Source organism: Flavobacterium sp. SOK18b (assembly GCF_014156605.1).
Classification (GTDB): domain Bacteria; phylum Bacteroidota; class Bacteroidia; order Flavobacteriales; family Flavobacteriaceae; genus Flavobacterium; species Flavobacterium tiangeerense.
Genome location: NZ_QKNZ01000003.1, coordinates 16,115 through 33,388 on the forward strand (window position 1 = coordinate 16,115; position 17,274 = coordinate 33,388).

17 protein-coding genes and 1 riboswitch are annotated in these 17,274 nt (G+C 34.9%); of the genes, 5 read left to right on the forward strand and 12 right to left on the reverse strand.

Annotation, left to right across the window (positions count from 1 at the left end):
* The first annotated feature begins 101 nt into the window (after positions 1–101).
* Positions 102–515: a hypothetical protein gene (locus DNC80_RS00565; protein ID WP_182648343.1), complete on the forward strand. Its 414-nt coding sequence runs from the start codon at positions 102–104 to the stop codon at positions 513–515.
* A 1-nt stretch (position 516) separates the two neighbouring features.
* On the opposite strand, the gene DNC80_RS00570 is transcribed toward DNC80_RS00565, so the two are convergent.
* The 7 genes from DNC80_RS00570 to DNC80_RS00600 form a co-directional block, all read right to left on the reverse strand.
* Positions 517–837 (reverse strand): hypothetical protein, encoded by a 321-nt coding sequence (locus DNC80_RS00570; protein ID WP_182648344.1) that lies wholly within the window; start codon positions 835–837, stop codon positions 517–519.
* Between the two features lie 163 nt (positions 838–1,000).
* Positions 1,001–3,220: a TonB-dependent receptor gene (locus DNC80_RS00575; RefSeq protein WP_182648346.1), complete on the reverse strand. Its 2,220-nt coding sequence runs from the start codon at positions 3,218–3,220 to the stop codon at positions 1,001–1,003.
* A 93-nt stretch (positions 3,221–3,313) separates the two neighbouring features.
* A riboswitch (TPP riboswitch) is annotated at positions 3,314–3,407 on the reverse strand.
* 105 nt (positions 3,408–3,512) lie between these two features.
* Positions 3,513–3,914, reverse strand: a complete 402-nt coding sequence (gene arfB / locus DNC80_RS00580; RefSeq protein WP_182648348.1) for an alternative ribosome rescue aminoacyl-tRNA hydrolase ArfB — start codon at positions 3,912–3,914, stop codon at positions 3,513–3,515.
* Between the two features lie 11 nt (positions 3,915–3,925).
* Positions 3,926–6,046 (reverse strand): DUF4301 family protein, encoded by a 2,121-nt coding sequence (locus DNC80_RS00585; protein ID WP_182648350.1) that lies wholly within the window; start codon positions 6,044–6,046, stop codon positions 3,926–3,928.
* Complete coding sequence (gene pnuC / locus DNC80_RS00590; protein WP_182648351.1) at positions 6,001–6,630, reverse strand: nicotinamide riboside transporter PnuC; 630 nt, start codon at positions 6,628–6,630, stop codon at positions 6,001–6,003. The genes DNC80_RS00585 and pnuC overlap by 46 nt, the downstream gene beginning before the upstream one ends.
* Positions 6,631–6,633: 3 nt before the next feature.
* A complete protein-coding gene (locus DNC80_RS00595) occupies positions 6,634–7,350 on the reverse strand; it encodes a geranylgeranylglyceryl/heptaprenylglyceryl phosphate synthase (protein WP_182648353.1) in 717 nt (238 codons plus the stop codon).
* Between the two features lie 36 nt (positions 7,351–7,386).
* On the reverse strand, positions 7,387–8,016 hold the full coding sequence (locus tag DNC80_RS00600; RefSeq protein WP_182648355.1) for a 4'-phosphopantetheinyl transferase superfamily protein: 630 nt from the start codon (positions 8,014–8,016) through the stop codon (positions 7,387–7,389).
* Between the two features lie 281 nt (positions 8,017–8,297).
* Between DNC80_RS00600 and ahcY the strand changes: the two genes are divergently transcribed.
* Positions 8,298–9,614 (forward strand): adenosylhomocysteinase, encoded by a 1,317-nt coding sequence (gene ahcY, locus DNC80_RS00605; protein WP_182648357.1) that lies wholly within the window; start codon positions 8,298–8,300, stop codon positions 9,612–9,614.
* Positions 9,615–9,973: 359 nt separating this feature from the next.
* Here the strand turns inward: ahcY and rpmA are convergent, their stop codons facing one another.
* On the reverse strand, positions 9,974–10,240 hold the full coding sequence (gene rpmA / locus DNC80_RS00610) for a 50S ribosomal protein L27 (RefSeq protein WP_086453627.1): 267 nt from the start codon (positions 10,238–10,240) through the stop codon (positions 9,974–9,976).
* A 33-nt stretch (positions 10,241–10,273) separates the two neighbouring features.
* Positions 10,274–10,909, reverse strand: coding sequence for a 50S ribosomal protein L21 (gene rplU, locus DNC80_RS00615; RefSeq protein WP_182648359.1), 636 nt, complete (start codon positions 10,907–10,909; stop codon positions 10,274–10,276).
* Positions 10,910–11,143: 234 nt separating this feature from the next.
* On the opposite strand from rplU, the gene DNC80_RS00620 reads away from it, so the two are divergent.
* Together DNC80_RS00620 and DNC80_RS00625 are read left to right on the forward strand one after the other, a co-directional pair.
* Positions 11,144–12,469, forward strand: coding sequence for a pitrilysin family protein (locus DNC80_RS00620; protein ID WP_182648361.1), 1,326 nt, complete (start codon positions 11,144–11,146; stop codon positions 12,467–12,469).
* Between the two features lie 11 nt (positions 12,470–12,480).
* A complete protein-coding gene (locus DNC80_RS00625; protein ID WP_255493138.1) occupies positions 12,481–14,529 on the forward strand; it encodes a pitrilysin family protein in 2,049 nt (682 codons plus the stop codon).
* A 199-nt stretch (positions 14,530–14,728) separates the two neighbouring features.
* Here DNC80_RS00625 and DNC80_RS00630 read toward each other — a convergent pair whose 3' ends face one another.
* Positions 14,729–15,595, reverse strand: coding sequence for a DMT family transporter (locus DNC80_RS00630; RefSeq protein ID WP_182648363.1), 867 nt, complete (start codon positions 15,593–15,595; stop codon positions 14,729–14,731).
* 105 nt (positions 15,596–15,700) lie between these two features.
* Between DNC80_RS00630 and DNC80_RS00635 the strand changes: the two genes are divergently transcribed.
* Entirely contained in the window at positions 15,701–16,093 is a 393-nt protein-coding gene (locus DNC80_RS00635) for a heavy-metal-associated domain-containing protein (RefSeq protein WP_144889681.1), read from the forward strand.
* A gap of 93 nt (positions 16,094–16,186) precedes the next feature.
* Here the strand turns inward: DNC80_RS00635 and gldD are convergent, their stop codons facing one another.
* Positions 16,187–16,750, reverse strand: coding sequence for a gliding motility lipoprotein GldD (gldD, locus tag DNC80_RS00640; protein ID WP_182648387.1), 564 nt, complete (start codon positions 16,748–16,750; stop codon positions 16,187–16,189).
* A gap of 39 nt (positions 16,751–16,789) precedes the next feature.
* Positions 16,790–17,230 (reverse strand): single-stranded DNA-binding protein, encoded by a 441-nt coding sequence (locus DNC80_RS00645; RefSeq protein WP_158728750.1) that lies wholly within the window; start codon positions 17,228–17,230, stop codon positions 16,790–16,792.
* Between the last annotated feature and the right edge of the window lie 44 nt (positions 17,231–17,274).

A 17,274-nucleotide genomic window follows, 5' to 3' on the forward strand; every position in this document is an offset into this window, starting at 1 on the left:
ATACTACTATTTTTTTTCGCCTATAAATATATGTTAATCATATATAAGTCAAAGTTAAATAAATTAAATTTGTTTCACTAATACTTTGACACTATTTTAAAATGAAAAAAATTCATCTCTTATTCGCATTGATTCCCTTGTTTTTTTCTTGCAGTGATTCTGGCGTTAACAATAACAATCCCTTTGTCCCTAATTATACTTTCAGCATGGACCTCAACATGAATTTACCTAGTTATTCCAATCTTAAATTTGTGAGCAATGCGGTGTATGTCCCTAATATTGGTGCACGAGGCGTGATTGTTTTTAATACTGGTAGTGGCTACAACGCCTTTGATGCTGCTTGCCCTAATCAAGCCATTAGTACGTGCTCTACCATGACTATCAATGGAATTAATGCGGTTTGTGGATGTGATAATGTTACCTATAGCTTGTTTACAGGTCAAAGCAACTTGCAATACCCAATGAAACAATACCGTGTGCAAGTTAATGGAGATGTACTGCGTGTGTATAACTAAATTATAATTTATAACTAACGGATAGCATGAAAACCCTTGGCAATACAAAAGTGGTATGCTGACTGATAAGATAATCCGAAAAGGAAAAATCATTTTTCACCTTGTTATCAAAAAGGTTGTTCGCCATTAACTCAAATCCAAAAGGACTGTTCTTTTTTTGATAACGCAACGAAGTATTGGCTATGTCGTAAAAATTACTCTGCTTGTTGCTATTTGTGTTTTTAAGATTTTCGTAACTGTATTTGAAAGTCCAAAACTTTGCGATGGTAATGTCAAAATCAGAGGCAATCGCATCGGTTTGAAAATATTTAAACCAATCCATTTTTATATGCAAGCGCAGGTTAAAACGGTAATTTTTTTACTGAAAGAACCGATTAGATTATAGTTCGTCTCGGGATTATCGCTCAAAATGCGAGTGTTAATAAACTAAAAAATCCTGACAGCGAACCATCAGGACTTCATCCAATAACAAACAATTCAATTCATTAAAATTTCAAAGTCATTCCTACTAAGAAATTAATTCCTGCTTGAGGATAATAACCCGCTCCTTCAATTGTTGTTACTGCTGGAGGATTCGAATAATCATCATCAAACGTATAAAAATACCCATTTGATATGTATTTGTAATCGAAAATATTATTTACCAAACCATTTATCATAACCGATTTAAAAACCGATTTAGGCTTCCATTCATACGACAAATTCAAGTCATTTACGAAATACGATCTCAATTTAGACTTTTCTGAATCTATGTTACCCATGTACTGCTCGCCAACAAATTTTGACAAAAACGAAACTTGTAAATTACTCACAGGCACAAACGTGATGATATTCCCGGCAATAAAATCAGGCGAGTAAGCAATATTTGTATTTCCTAAAGATGTCAAAACTCCATCTCTACTAAAAAAGAAATCCTTATTCTTATTCGTACTAATGGTCATATTAGGCCTAATAATTAAGTTGTCTAAAACTGCTATTGTAGCATCGAGTTCCAGACCTAACCGATAACTATCACCACTATTTTTACGAATAGGCGCCCCCACATCGTCTAGGGCTCCTGTTAATATCAATTGGTCTTTGTATACCATATAATACACATTGGCATTCAGTTTTACCTTTGCTGTATTGTGACGTAATCCCAACTCAAAATCATTTAATTTCTCTGGTTTTGGGCTTCCGTTTTCATAATCGGTTCTATTCGGCTCACGATTGGCTCTCGCATAAGAAGCATACAATTGATTGTTGTCGTCAATCTCAAAACTCAAACCCGCTTTTGGGTTAAAAAAATTAAAATTATCATTCACTACACCAGTTTCTGTAGCATTAGCTTTGTAGTGTACATTACGCAATTGCAAGTCTCCAAATAAGCTAAGTTTATCTGCAACTTGATAATTTGCTTTAGCAAAAATATTTCCATCTGTTTTTGTTGCAAAATCATCATAATAACGGTCCCCTAATTCAGATGTTGATGCATAACGCGCCCAAATTACGTTACCAAAGTGACTGCCTTCGTATTTATTATAGCCTCCGCCAAGAATCACGTCCCATTTGTCCTCCTTATAATTAGCCGAAAAGGTAGTCCCGTAAAAATCATTATCCAACCATTTTTGACGAATCAAATCAGTTTTATTGATCGTGGTTCCTCCTATTACAATTGGTGTCAATCCGTACAGAGCAAACTTGGCGTTTTCTTTATAGTTCTCATAGTAGCCTTTTCCTTTAGAATAAAAAACAGCTAAATTGGTGTTCCAAGATGCCGATACTTTTTCGTTCCAATGCAACTGAAAATGATCTTGCTGGTAATTATCGGTTTCATTATCATAAAACCTAGTATTCCCAAATTCATCAGTATACATCCCAGCCGTATTAAAAGTTCTATCGTTTTTCAACACATCCAGATCCTCTAATCCGTTCCATGATTGATAGGTTTTTTCATTTCCTCCAAAAGCCAACGCTTTTATCAAAGTAGTTTTACCTACATAAGTTCCTTGCAAGAAAAAAGATTTTAAATCAGATGAAGCTCTATCAACATAGCCATCAGACTTCAGTGCCGAAACTCTACCTGCTAATTCAAAATGATCGTTTAATAAACCCGTACTGAATTTCACTGTGTGTTTGCGAGTATTAAAACTTCCAAAAGAATTCGAGATCTCACCATTGCTTGCGTTAGCATAACTATCCGTAAGCATATTTAGGCTTGCGCCAAAGGCACCTGAACCATTTGTAGAAGTTCCTACACCGCGCTGCAGTTGCAAACTTTCAACTGATGAAGCAAAATCTGGCATATTGACCCAATACGTTCCATGACTTTCGGAGTCGTTATAGGGAATCCCGTTAATCGTAACATTCACGCGAGTAGCGTCACTACCTCGCACTCGTATACCGGTGTAACCTACTCCATTTCCCGCATCAGAAGTAGTGACTACAGATGAAAGGTAATTCATTAAAATAGGTATGTCTTGCCCTAAATTTCTAAACTTAATTTCTTTTTTGTTGAGATTGCTAAAACTTACCGGTGTTTTTGTTGTGACGCGAACCGCTGATACCAAAACGGCATCAAGCTGATTAACTTTAGTAGTGTCTTTTACTTGAGAAAAAGTGAAAAGTGAAAAGTGAAACGCACAAAGAGTAAAAAATAGCTTTACGTTTCGTTTCTGGCCATAGGCCCTTGGCTCTTGGCCATTTTGGTGAAATAAAGTTTTCATCCGTAATAGATTACGAATAAAAGGGGGAATTATTCTTTTGTTAGATTAAAAAAATTGATTGTTTCCTATGACAAATAAGTAGCTTATAAACTAGTAATGTTGTCATTTTTTCCCTTAACAGCATTACCTGTTCAGGTTCGTTGGGTATAATCTCAGCTCGTTATTTAGAGCACCCCTTTGAGACGATGCAAAACTAATTATAAATTGTGGATAACAAATTATGAATTGGAATAAATTTTAAAAATCGGGATTTTCTATAATTTTTTTGGTGCGCATTGCCTTAAAATCAACACTACAGCTCTGGTTTCTTTCGGTTTTTTTTAATTTCAGAAGTGCTTTTTTTATCCTTAATTCTCTTTCTAATGACTGATTTTGGGACCCTTGTAGCTTTCCGTTCCTTTGGCACAAACAACGCATCAGCAATTAGATTTAAGAATCGCTTCGTAACTAACTCTTTATTTCTAATTTGGCTTCGATCCTCATCACAGTTCAATATCAAAATTCCGTCAACAGTCAATCGTGATTTTAAATTTTCAGCTACAAGTACTTTCTCTTCTATAGTTAATCCTGTAGATTGCATCAAATTAAATGAAAGCACCACTTTTGAGGATACTTTATTCACATTTTGTCCACCAGCACCACTACTTCGTACTGCTTTGTAATTTAATTCCGCTACTATTTGTTGTTTATCCATTACTTGAGAGCTTAAGGCTGATGTAAGGGTTTTAATAAATCATTCACTGTTTTCACTGGATTAAAAGTGATCAAAGGCACTTGAACAAAAACAGTTAGCCAGTTGGCCATAGCTCCGTTCCACAATCCTGGCAACTCATACCCTTTGATAGCGATACCAGCAGCGTTTTTTTCGACAACAAAACCGCTATTTGGATCGATAAATTGAGTCAAATCAAATTTTTCGTTCTTATAATTCTTAATTCCGCACACTAAATCAACTGGATTAAAATGAGTGGCTGCTTGTGCAATGTTTCTTTGTTCTTCATTATTTAAATCAACTTGAGAACTCTCCACAATTTGCAGAGAAATCACTCCATCATTATCCCGAACCCAAAAAGGTCCTCCGCCTGGCTCTCCTTCGTTTTTGACCATACCACAAACCCGAATTGGCTTGTTCAAAATGACTTTTAAAATCTCTATTTTTCGTTCAAGAGTTTCGGTATAAAAGTCTGAAGTGATCGAAATATTCAACCTTTCGGTGACAAAAAGCACCATATTTTGCAAAATTTCTTCTGCAACAGCACTTCCCTCTAAAACTCTCAAATACTTAAAAACATCTTGCTGTAAGGATAATAAAATACCTGCCAAGCCTTTTTTATAAAGGGCAATTTTATCGATATTATTTTGAATGACGTTATCTATATTTTTTATAAAAACAATATCAGCTTCCAAATTATTCAAATTTTCAATCAAAGCACCGTGTCCTCCTGGCCTAAATACCAATTGGCCTGCTGCATCCCTGTATGGTTTGTTATCAAGAGTTACCGCAATAGTATCCGTACTTTGATTTTGATAAGAATAACTCACATCGACGGCCATACCAGATTGCTTTTCGACTCTAACTTTACTTGAAGCTGTATTAGTTTCAAAATAATGTTGGTGCGATTCTGAAACTGTAAAATGCAAACTAGAACCTCTATTTGAGCTCGAATATTGCATACACTCCAATAAATGCTCCTCAACAGGAGTTGCAATATGAGTTTTGTAATCGTGAAAAGGTAGAACGCCTTTTGGCTTGTTAGCAAAATCAAAATGATCTGTGGACAAGAGGACTTTTATGAAATAGAAATTTTTTAAATTACGATCTAAAGAATCAAAGTTTACAAATTCCTGTTTTAATTTGGCATAAACTGCTTCAAAAAAAGGAAATTTCTCCATTCCAACTATAAAAATAGATAATTCACTAGCTTTTTTACGATTGATATAGGCGTTTATAGATTCATTTTTATCATCAAAATCGTTTAAAAATTCATTCAAAAATTTAAACATCCTGCTGGCTGCGCCTGATGCTGGAACAAATTTAGTTAGTTTTAAATCCGTTTTATGCGCATCAAAAAAAGCAGCTTTTTCTTCAAACTCTTTATCTGATAATTTCAAAATGCCTTGAGATAATTTAGCCGGGCTTACTAAATCTATTGGCGTAATGCCGTTACGGAAAAAATTCAATTGAGCTTGAATATTTTGTATGGCAATTCCATGCTGGTATATTTGTACAAAATCAGCTGTTGAAAAACCCATTGATTTAGCTAACCTCAAATCATCAATAATACGGATTGCCTTATTGAGCCTTAATTCTTGATCTCCTGATAGCGTTATAAAAGGTTTTTTGTGCTCAAGCAATGCTTGTTTGAACACAGCAAATACCGATTCTCTCCCCTGAGGTTTATCCCTTAAATCATCTTTTTCCCAAGGCACATCTATGTCTGTGAGAAAAATCAAATCGTATTCATGTTGGCATGCCTCTTGGTGCAATAAAGGATCACAATAATTGTAGTACACCTCAGAAAAAACCTTGGTAACCATCAAATTAGTATCACAAAAAAGATATTTATTTGCTTTTAGCGCAAGTTCATTTTCTAATTGAACTTGACCAACTGCAATAGGAAGCATGTCTTCAAGGGCACAAATCTGTTGATTTTCGTCCCATTTTTGCTGTAGGTAATCCCGAGCAAACTCAGGAACCCATTCTGTTTTGTAATGTACCGCAAGTTGCCTTGCTAAAGTAGTTTTGCCGGTACTTTCAGGACCAAATAAAGCTACTTTACTTATTTCTGTAGCTCCGTTTGAGCATTGTTTGAGATTTTCTTCCATTCTAAATAGCCAAAAATGGCAACTACTGTAAATACTAAATATTGAAAGCTAGTAAAAGTATATCCTTTTGCAAAATACAAGGGAATCGAAATTAAATCCCCAATTATCCAAAAAATCCAATTCTCTACTTTCCTTTTGGCCATAAGCCACATTCCTACAAAGAAAATTCCCGTGATAAACGTGTCTACGTAAGCGTACCATGTGGTGAATTTATCAAAAAAATAGTACACCAATATTACAAAAGCCACCGTAAATATAAAAAGAATTATGGCAATTCGTTTTTCAGAAGGTGAAGTTTTTGAAATTGGGAAAGCAACAGTTTCACCTTCTTTTCTCGTCCAATGATACCACCCGTAAATACTCATTATAAAATAGTAGCCATTGATCATCATATCGCCCCACAAAACCCATTTCCATAATAAATACACAAAAATTGAGGTACTTATTAAACCCGTTGGGAAAACCCAAATATTGTCTTTCTTAGCATACCACACACTTAATAAGCCAAAAATAACAGCAACAATTTCTAGAAAAATATCTAATGCTGGGTATTCATTGTACTGAGAAAAAAAATAATCTACCATTGATTAAGGATTAAAAAAATTCAAATCATTTTCAAAAGCAGTCCCAATAACCACCAGATCCGCACCAGCATTGTAAGCACGTTGAATTCCCTGCAAATCTATAATTCCTCCTCCAACTAGCAATGGAATTTCAATCTTATGTGCTACTTTTTTTATCATTTCTATCGGCACGGGAAGTTGTGCTCCGCTTCCGGCCTCTAGATAAATGAGTTTACAACCAAGCATTTCACCTGCTAGAGCGGTATTCACTGCTAGATCTAAATCATGACGTTTCAAAGGCTTGGTTTTACTAACACGCTCTACTGCGGTTTCATTTCCGCTTTCAATTAAAATATAACCCGTAGATATGATTTCTAGTTGGGTTTGTTTCAAAATAGGTGCTGCAGTTACTTGATGTGCTATCAAATAATCCGGATTGCGACCCGATAGTAAGGATAAAAACAAAATAGCATCTGCTTTATCTGAAATCTGCGAGGGATTTCCGGGAAAAAGAATAATTGGAAGGGTACAATCTTGTTTAATCCTAACTATCAATTCATCAATGATATTATTATGTACAAGGCTTCCGCCAATGAAGATATGAGTTGCTGGTGATTGATTGATTTTTGATATTAAAATCGCCACTGTGTTCCAATCAATTTTATCAGGATCTAGAAGGATCGCTAATAATTTTTGATTTTGAGTTTTGGCTTTTATTATTTTGGCGTAAAGGTTCTCCATAAGTTTTACCGCAAATTCGCAAATTTACGGCTTGTTTTAATTTTCAAATGCGTAAACTAGAGTAAAGTTTTCTATCTCTTCAAAACAGATTTTGAAATCTTGAATCACGTTATCAAAATGCAATTGCGCTTGCGCCTGCATATTTTCTAACTCAAAAGGATTTACCTGAATATGATCCTTAAAACTGATGCCTTTTTCATTTCTAATTTTAAAAATAGCTTCTTTTACACCCCAAATAACGGTTAATTTCCTAATGTATTCTGCGTCGTCCCGATTCAAAAATTGAAACTCTGACTCACAAAACTTATTTGCAATACGCAGTATTTTATCTCTTTGCAATTCAATATCAACTCCTACAGCTTCATCACTTATAATTATGGCCGAAAAATGATGCGAATGAGTAATAGATATAAATTTTCCATCGTGTAAATGTGGCTTCCCAAAAGAGTCGTAATACAAATCAAAATCTGAATAACCTGCTTGCTGTAACAACTTACGAACACTAAGAAAGGCACGTTGCTGCACCTCAGACTTCATTGCGTTTAACCGCAACTGATTATTTTCATTGAGAACAACTTCTTGACGCAATTCGGCAAAAGATTCTGTGATTTTCCAAACTAAAATTTTAGTGTTAGAATTTAAACTCGTGATTTTAAATAATGGCATGTTAGTATCTTGATTTTTAGCCCCGATTGCAATGAAAATCCTTTTTTGAATCGCCCTTGCGAGAAAAAAAGATTGTAATGTAAAGCGGGAAATAGCTCCTAAAAACTAAAACAGTTGCAACTTTACTGTATATTTTATTGATTTTTAAAAGATTACACCACTAAACATTTCATAAATAGGAGTGAATGTTTTTATAATCATAAGTTATTATGTAAATTTGCAAAAAATTTTCACCCGATGCTCTACAGCAATCGGACGAAGTAATTACAAATATACTATAAATGAGTACAGCAACTATGCCTTTCGTGGCTTTCAAGGTTAAAGACATTTCCCTAGCGGCTTGGGGAAGAAAAGAAATTGAATTAGCAGAAGCTGAAATGCCAGGTTTAATGGCGCTTCGTGCAGAATATAAAGACGAACAACCTTTAAAAGGTGCTCGTATTGCAGGATGTTTACACATGACGATTCAAACTGCAGTTTTAATTGAAACTTTAATTGCACTTGGAGCTGAGGTAACTTGGTCTTCTTGCAACATTTTCTCTACTCAAGATCAAGCTGCTGCTGCAATTGCTGCTGCTGGAATTCAAGTTTACGCTTGGAAAGGTTTGAACGAAGAGGATTTTGACTGGTGTATTGAGCAAACTTTATTCTTTGGTGAAGACAGACAACCATTGAACATGATTCTTGATGATGGTGGAGATTTAACAAATATGGTTATTGACCGTTACCCACATTTAGTTGCTGGGATCAAAGGTTTATCTGAAGAGACTACTACAGGAGTTCACAGATTGTACGAAAGAGTAAAAGCGGGAACATTACCAATGCCTGCTATAAACGTTAATGACTCGGTTACTAAATCGAAATTTGACAATAAATACGGTTGTAAAGAATCTGCAGTTGATGCAGTACGTCGTGCAACTGATGTTATGCTTGCTGCAAAAAGAGTTGTAGTATGCGGATACGGTGACGTAGGAAAGGGAACTGCTGCTTCTTTTAGAGGTGCTGGATCTATTGTTACGGTTACTGAGATTGACCCAATTTGTGCTTTACAAGCTGCAATGGACGGTTTTGAAGTTAAAAAATTAGACACAGTAATTGCTACCGCTGATATCATTATCACAACAACAGGTAACAAAGACATCGTTTTAGGTTCTCACTTTGAGAAAATGAAAGATAAAACTATCGTTTGTAACATCGGACACTTTGATAACGAAATCGACATGGCTTGGTTGAACACCAACCACGGAGCTTCAAAAGTTGAAATCAAACCACAAGTTGACAAATATACCATTGCTGGAAACGACATTATCGTTCTTGCCGAAGGTCGTTTGGTAAACTTAGGTTGTGCTACAGGTCACCCAAGTTTTGTAATGAGTAACTCATTTACAAACCAAACTTTGGCTCAAATCGAATTGTGGAAAAACAGTGCTGCTTACAACAACGAAGTGTACATGTTACCAAAACACCTTGATGAAAAAGTAGCTATGTTACACCTTGCTAAATTAGGCGTTGAATTAGAAACTTTACGTGACGATCAAGCAGCTTATATTGGTGTTGAAGTAGCTGGTCCATTCAAACCAGAGTATTACAGATACTAGATTTTAGTTCTTAGTCCTTAGTCCTTAGTGGCTAACTAAATTAAAATAGAGAAACCCTTGCAGCAATGCGAGGGTTTTTTGTTTTTGGGCATGACCCTCCGTAAAAACTTCGGGTCGGGCTATTCGCTATATCTTTTATTGCGCTGCGCTCCATAAAAGGATGCCGCTGCTATCCCTCATGCGAAACTATGTACAAGAAAGCTTGTAGCCTTTTGAAGGCTAGAAGCTTTGTTAAATCTAACTCTTATCTATTTATTCACTTCTCTGCTCTCTTCACTACAGAGAGCCCTTGTGTGAGTATAAAAAAAATCCGTCTCGTTTTATAACGAGACGGACTTTTAAATAATTGAGAAAATCAATTATGCTTCAACTTCAAATGGAAGGATAGAAACATAAGATTTGTTATCTCTTTTCTTTTGGAAGAAAACAACTCCATCTACTCTTGCGTGTAGTGTGTGATCTTTACTGATGTAAACATTAGCACCTGGATTATGTTTTGAACCTCTTTGTCTTACGATGATGTTCCCAGCAATAGCAGCTTGACCACCAAAAATCTTTACGCCTAAACGTTTTGATTCTGATTCTCTACCATTCTTAGAACTACCGACACCTTTCTTGTGAGCCATGACGTATAAGTTTTATATTAGTTAATAAAATAATTAAACAGCTTTACCACCGTTTAATTCATCTTGTAATTTTTTCAATTCGTCCATTTTACCATCTGCAGCTAATTGTGCTTGTTGAGCCCAAGTAGTAGGATCTAAATGAGATAATTTAGACTCTGATGCTTCTAAAATTGCTTTTACAGCTTCAGAAGTTGCAGTAGCTAATTTTGTAAAAGTATCAACTCCTGCTGCAACTAATGCTTCAGCAGCTTTAGGTCCAATTCCCTCAATGATTTTCAAATCATCACCTTTTTTAGACGCCTTTGGAGCTTTAGCTTCAGCAACTTTTTCAGCTTTTGGAGCTGCTTTTTTTGTTCCTGATGCACTAATACCTTCAATTACAATTTGAGTAAGATATTGTCTGTGACCGTTTCTCTTTTTGTATCCTTTTCTTCTTTTCTTTTTGAAAATGATAACTTTATCTCCTTTTAAGTGTTGTAACACTTTAGCTTCTACTGAAGCACCTTCTATAGCTGGGGCGCCTAAAGTGATTGCTCCGTTATCATCTAATAAAAGAACTTTATCAAAAGAAACTTTTGAACCTTCTTCATTAGTCAAACGGTTAACATAAACCTTTAAGTCTTTGCTTACTTTGAATTGTTGCCCTGCTATCTCTACGATTGCATACATACTGAATTGTTTTAATAATTTTTAAGGTTGCAAATATACAATTATATTTTTAACCTGCAATTCGTACTATGAAAAATATTTCAAACCTCTAAACACCTGATTTACTTTTCATTTCAAGGTCATAATCTCTATTATCAATCAAACAGATGTTAAAGTTTATTTGGGTCGCATTTTTACTGTAACAAAATAAATATCTGCACTACTAATTGTCATATTAATAAAATTATTAACCTTATGAAAAATTCATTAATGGCTTTAGGTGCTTTGTTTATGCTAGGAGGAGTCGCTTCTGCGCAGAAAGTAGCTTTTGAGGAATACAAATTAGACAATGGCTTACATGTAATTTTACACAATGACCCATCTGCACCCACAGTGATCACATCTGTGATGTACCATGTGGGAGCCAAAGACGAAAATCCAGAACGCACTGGATTTGCTCACTTTTTTGAACACTTATTATTTGAAGGAACTGAGAATATCAAACGTGGCGAATGGTTTAAAATTGTAACTGGAAATGGAGGGGTTAATAACGCCAATACTACAGATGACAGAACGTACTACTATGAAGTTTTCCCATCTAACAACTTAGAATTAGGATTGTGGATGGAAGCTGAGAGAATGTTACATCCTGTTATTAATCAAATAGGTGTTGATACTCAAAACGAAGTAGTAAAAGAAGAAAAGAGACTACGAGTTGACAACCAGCCTTATGGAAACTTCTTAGCCGAGGTAAAAAAGAACATTTTCACAAAACACCCATACCGTTGGGCAACTATTGGTTCTATGAGTCATTTAGATGCTGCAACACTTGAGGAATTTCAAGCTTTCAATAAGAAATTCTACGTTCCTAACAATGCGGTTTTAATTGTAGCAGGAGATTTCAAAAAAGAACAAGCAAAAGAATGGATTCAAAAATATTTTGGACCAATTCAAAAAGGAGCTCCAATACAAAGAGAAACATTTGTTGAAGAGCCAATTACACAAACTATAAAAGCAAAATACGAGGATGCAAACATCCAAATTCCTGCTATAGTTGCTGCTTACAGAACGCCATCTATGAAAACTAGAGACGCAAGAGTATTAGATATGATTTCATCAATATTAAGCGATGGAAAGAGCTCTAGATTGTACAAGAAAATTGTAGACGATAAGAAAATGGCTTTGCAAATAGGTGCTTTTAGTAATAATCAAGAAGACTACGGAAGCTACATTATTTACGGCCTGCCACAAGCACCAAATACTGTTGAAAATATTCTTGCTGAAATTGATGCTGAGATTGTAAATCTTCAAACTGAATTGATCTCTGAAAAGGATTTACAAAAATTACAAAACAAGTTCGAAAATCAATACGTAAACAGCAATTCAACAATTGATGGTATTGCAGATAATCTTGCAACCTACTATTTATTGTACGGCGATGTTAACTTGATCAACACCGAGATAGAAATTTACCAATCTATTACTCGTGAGGAAATAAGAGATGTTGCAAAAAAATATTTGAATCCAAACCAAAGGTTAGTTTTGGATTATGTTCCATCTAAAGACAAAGCTCAAAACTAAGATATCTCATTATGAAAAAATCAATATTAATTATATCAAGCTTGTTCTTAACCATAATTATGCAAGGACAAATCATCCCACAGCCAAAACCTGGAGTGGCTCCAACAATCAAAATTGGAAAACCACAAACATTTGAATTAAAAAATGGTTTAAAAGTTATGGTAGTTGAAAACCATAAACTACCACGTGTATCCTTTAGTCTTACCTTAGATAACGACCCTTACACTGAAGGTGATAAAAAAGGTGTGTCTGAAATGACAAGTGCTTTGATAGGCAGCGGAACTTCAAAAATTTCTAAAACAGCTTTTAACGAAGAGGTTGATTTTCTTGGAGCAAACATCAATTTTAGTTCTAATGGAGCATCAGCAAGTTCTCTTTCAAAATACGCAGGACGTGTTTTAGAATTAATGGCTGATGGTGCCTTGAATCCTGTTTTTACTCAAGAGGAATTTGACAAAGAAAAGGCAAAATTTATTGAAGGACTTAAGTCGAATGAAAAAAGCGTTTCAGCAGTAGCTGGAAGAGTTGTAAATGTTTTAACATACGGTAAAAATCATCCAGCTGGTGAATTTGTAAGCGAAACTACGCTAAAAAATGTAACACTAGAGGATGTAAAAACAAATTACAACACCTATTTTGTTCCTAGTAACGCTTACCTTATTATTGTTGGAGACGTAAAGTTTAGCGAGACTAAAAAAATGGTTGAAAAGTTCTTTAGCAACTGGAAAAAAGCTGTTGCGCCATCAATATCATATACTGATCCAAAGGATGTTCCTCAAACACAAATTAACTTTATTGACATGCCAAACGCAGTACAATCAGAAGTTGCTGTTGTGAATATGTCTAAACTTAAAATGACAGATCCTGATTATTTTGCTGTTTTAATTGCAAACCAAATTTTAGGTGGCGATTTTAATAGCTACATCAACATGAACTTGAGAGAAGCTCATGGATGGACTTATGGGGCTAGAAGTAGCATTTATGGAGATAAAAGAGTTGGAACTTTCAATGCTTCTACTCAAGTACGTAACGCTGTTACAGACAGTACGGTAGTTGAAATTTTCAAAGAATTAAAAAAGATTAGAACTGAAAAAGTATCTGAGGAAATGTTAGCTAGCGTAAAAGCAGGTTACATCGGTAGATTTGTAATGCAAATTGAAAAACCTCAAACTGTTGCTGGTTATGCTTTAAGAATTCAATCACAAGGTTTACCTGCTGATTTCTACGAAAACTATATTAAAAACATCAGTGCCGTAACTGCCGATGACGTTCTTCGTGTAGCTAACAAATATTTCTTAGCTGATAATAGCCGTATCGTTATAGTAGGTAAAGCTGCTGATGTTGCTGCTGGATTAGAAAAACTAAAATATCCAGTACAATATTTTGATAAATATGGTAATCCAACTGCAAAACCAGAGTTAAAGAAAGCTATTCCTGCAGGAGTTACAGTAAAAAGTGTTCTTGACAATTACATCAAAGCTATTGGCGGACTTCAAGCAGCACAAGCAGTAAAAACTATTGTGATGAACGGAAGCACTACAATTCCACAAGCTCCAGCTCCACTAAGTTTTGTTTCAAAAACCGATTCAAAAGGAATGTTAATGGTAGAGTTAGCCATGGGAACGATGAGCTTAATGAAGCAAGTGGTAAATGAAAAAGGAGGCTATGTTATGCAACAAGGACAAAAACAAATTCTTGAAGGCGAAATGCTAAACGACATGAAAGCAGAAGCTACTCCGTTCAAAGAATTAACACTAGCTACAAAAGAAGGCCTTACATTGGTAAACATTGAACCAATCAATGGTAAAGATGCTTACGCAATTAAAAATGGTAAAACTACATTGTTCTATGATGTGGTTTCAGGTTTAAAAGTAGCTGAATCAGTTGTGATGGAGCAAGGTGGTAAAAGCATGACTAAAACTACCACTTATAGTGATTATAGAGAAGTAAAAGGCGTAAAAGTTCCTTTTACTATGATTCAAAATGTAGGTTTTGATCTTGATATTAAAATAAGTGATGTTAAAATTAACGAAGGAGTACTTGCTACTGATTTTCAATAAACAAACAGCGCATAAATAATAAAGGTTGTCTAGCAATAGGCAACCTTTTTTGATTTAAAATTTCTTGGGCGTGACCCCATAAAAAAAGGGACCTACTCAGCAATACCGGCTAGTTGGTCCCTTTTTTTATGCTGTCGGGCAATACGCGCTACTTCGGTAGCTTGCTGCTTTCCCTCACGCAAAACCACTACAAGAGTACTTATTTCTTTGCAGACAAATACACTCCTATCAAAACAATAAAAGCACCAAAAAGCTGCACAGGTGTCAACATTTCATTGTCTAACAATCCCCAACAAAAAGCAACAACAGGAATTAAATACGTTACTGATGTAGCAAAAACAGGTGAAGACATTTGAATCAATTTAAAGAAAAGAATATTTGCAATTCCTGTCCCTACAACCCCTAAAACCATAATAAACAAGATCGACTCTTGTACTTTAAGTTCGCCCACTTGCGAAAAGAAATTCGTAAACAGTAAAACGGTAAAAGCAGGCACCAAAAGCACGATGAAATTTCCAGTTGTAATACTCAACGGACTCAAATCATGCAAGTACTTCTTGATTAGATTCACATTAATAGCATAACATATTGACGCTATCAAAACTAAAATAGCGTAGTAATAATTTTGCTCAGGATGATGAAAAGCACCGTTCAAAATCAACAAAGCACTCCCTATAAGTCCTATTAATATCCCAAAGGTTTGATTTCTTTTAAACTGTAAACCAAAAACGAGTGCGCCAATAACAAGCGTATTCAAAGGCGTTAAAGAATTAAGTATAGAACTCACGGAACTATCAATTTCCGTTTGCGCAATTGCAAATAAATAGGCTGGAATAAAAGTACCAAACAAAGAGGTTAGCGCAATATACTTCCATTTGAACGAAGGTATTCTAGCAGCACTTTTAAAACCAATAATAATTAAAAAAATTGAGGCAAATATAATTCGGAGTGAGCCTAATTGCATAGCCGTTAACCCTACCAATCCTTTCTTGATCAAAATAAAAGAACTCCCCCAAACAAGCGCTAGAACAACAAGATACACCCACTTTAACTGCTTTGATTCCATATAGATAATTTTACTCCAAAATTGTACTTTTTTTATGAATTACGCCTTCATTTTTTAATTAATTTTGTGAACACATTTAGAAAATAAACTTTTAATAATAACGTCATGAATTTCAATAAATCAATACTTGCATTATTGTTTGCTTGCACCCTTTTTGTGGGATGTAAAGAATCAGAAAACAAAAAACCAGGAACTGAAATTGCTGCTGATGCTGAAGGCAAAAAAAATCCAAACGCAAAACCAAAGAAAATTGCTGCAGCAAATTTACAAACGGCAAACTTTGCAGTAGAAGGAATGACCTGTGCTATAGGTTGCGCCAAAACCATTCAAGAAGACTTAACCCAACTTGAAGGCGTTCAAGAAGCAACCGTAAACTTTGAGACAAAACAAGCCAAAGTAACTTTTGACAAAACCATTCAGTCACCTGAAAAACTAACTAAAGTAGTTGAGGCAGCCGCTGATGGTAAAACGTACAAGGTAAAAGATATGAAATCTTAAACATTATATTTTAAACGAAAAAATCCTCTTTACGAGGATTTTTTTATTGATCGAAGTTACTTTATTTTTGTTATTAACCTTATGGCGTAACTGTTATTTCCATTTTAAAGTTTCCATGAGGCGCTGCATATCATTTTTTATATAACTGGCTGCAGGCATTATTGAATCAAAATTGGGCTTGGCATAAAAATATACAGATCCCGTTACAAAATGTTTCGTACTGTCTGTTACATAAAATTGTGAGTTTGTAGCAGCATTCCCATCCACTTGATAAAACATACCATACACTTTTTTATCTGGATTCAAATACGGTTGCTCCAAGATATCATCTGCTTTTATAACGTGTTTAAAAGTTAGTGTTTGCGCATCTCGCAATAACGCGTTTATGTTGTTGCGAACAGGATTATAAGTCAAAAAAATAGTAGCCTTCATTTTAGGGTACGTAATAGTAAAACCACAATTTTTTTCTTTTTTAATGATTGCATCCGAGTTCATCTCAAACCCAAAAGGACATTCATTAGCAAAATTCACATAAGTAGCCTCTGGATAATCCAATCGTAAAAAGCCTGCCGGTTTCGGCAATAACTCCTCTTTGCAACTGAATAAAACTGTAACCAATAGTATTAACGTGATGCTTATTTTTATTTTTTTTAAAATCATTATCGAAATTTATTTAAAAGAAACTATTCTATTTTCTTAAAACGGCAAGTCATTAATAGGTAGCGTCTTATTTTCGGGTTCAAAATTAGTATTTTTTGAATCATCACCCGCGGCTGTAGATTTATTGTTTTCACTTTCTTTTTTTGTAGTAAGAAAAGTGAATTCAGTCACTTGAATTTCCATGGTTTGCTTTGTACTCCCGTCTTCTGCCTGCCATTGTCGTGATTTAATCCTGCCTTCAACATAAATTTTATCTCCCTTAGAAAGGTATTTTTCACAAAGTTCAGCGGCTTTGTTGCGTACTACAAGATTGTGCCATTCCGTTGAAGTTATTTTTTCATTGGTAGTTTTATTGATGTACACTTCATTAGTAGCCAGCTGAAACCTGCCTATGCAATTGCCCCCCTCAAAGTAGTGCATCTTGATGGCGTCACCAAGATAACCTATAAGCATGACTTTATTTAATGTTCCATTCATTGTGATTTGTGGTATGTATCAAAGGTACATTTTTTTTTGGAAAC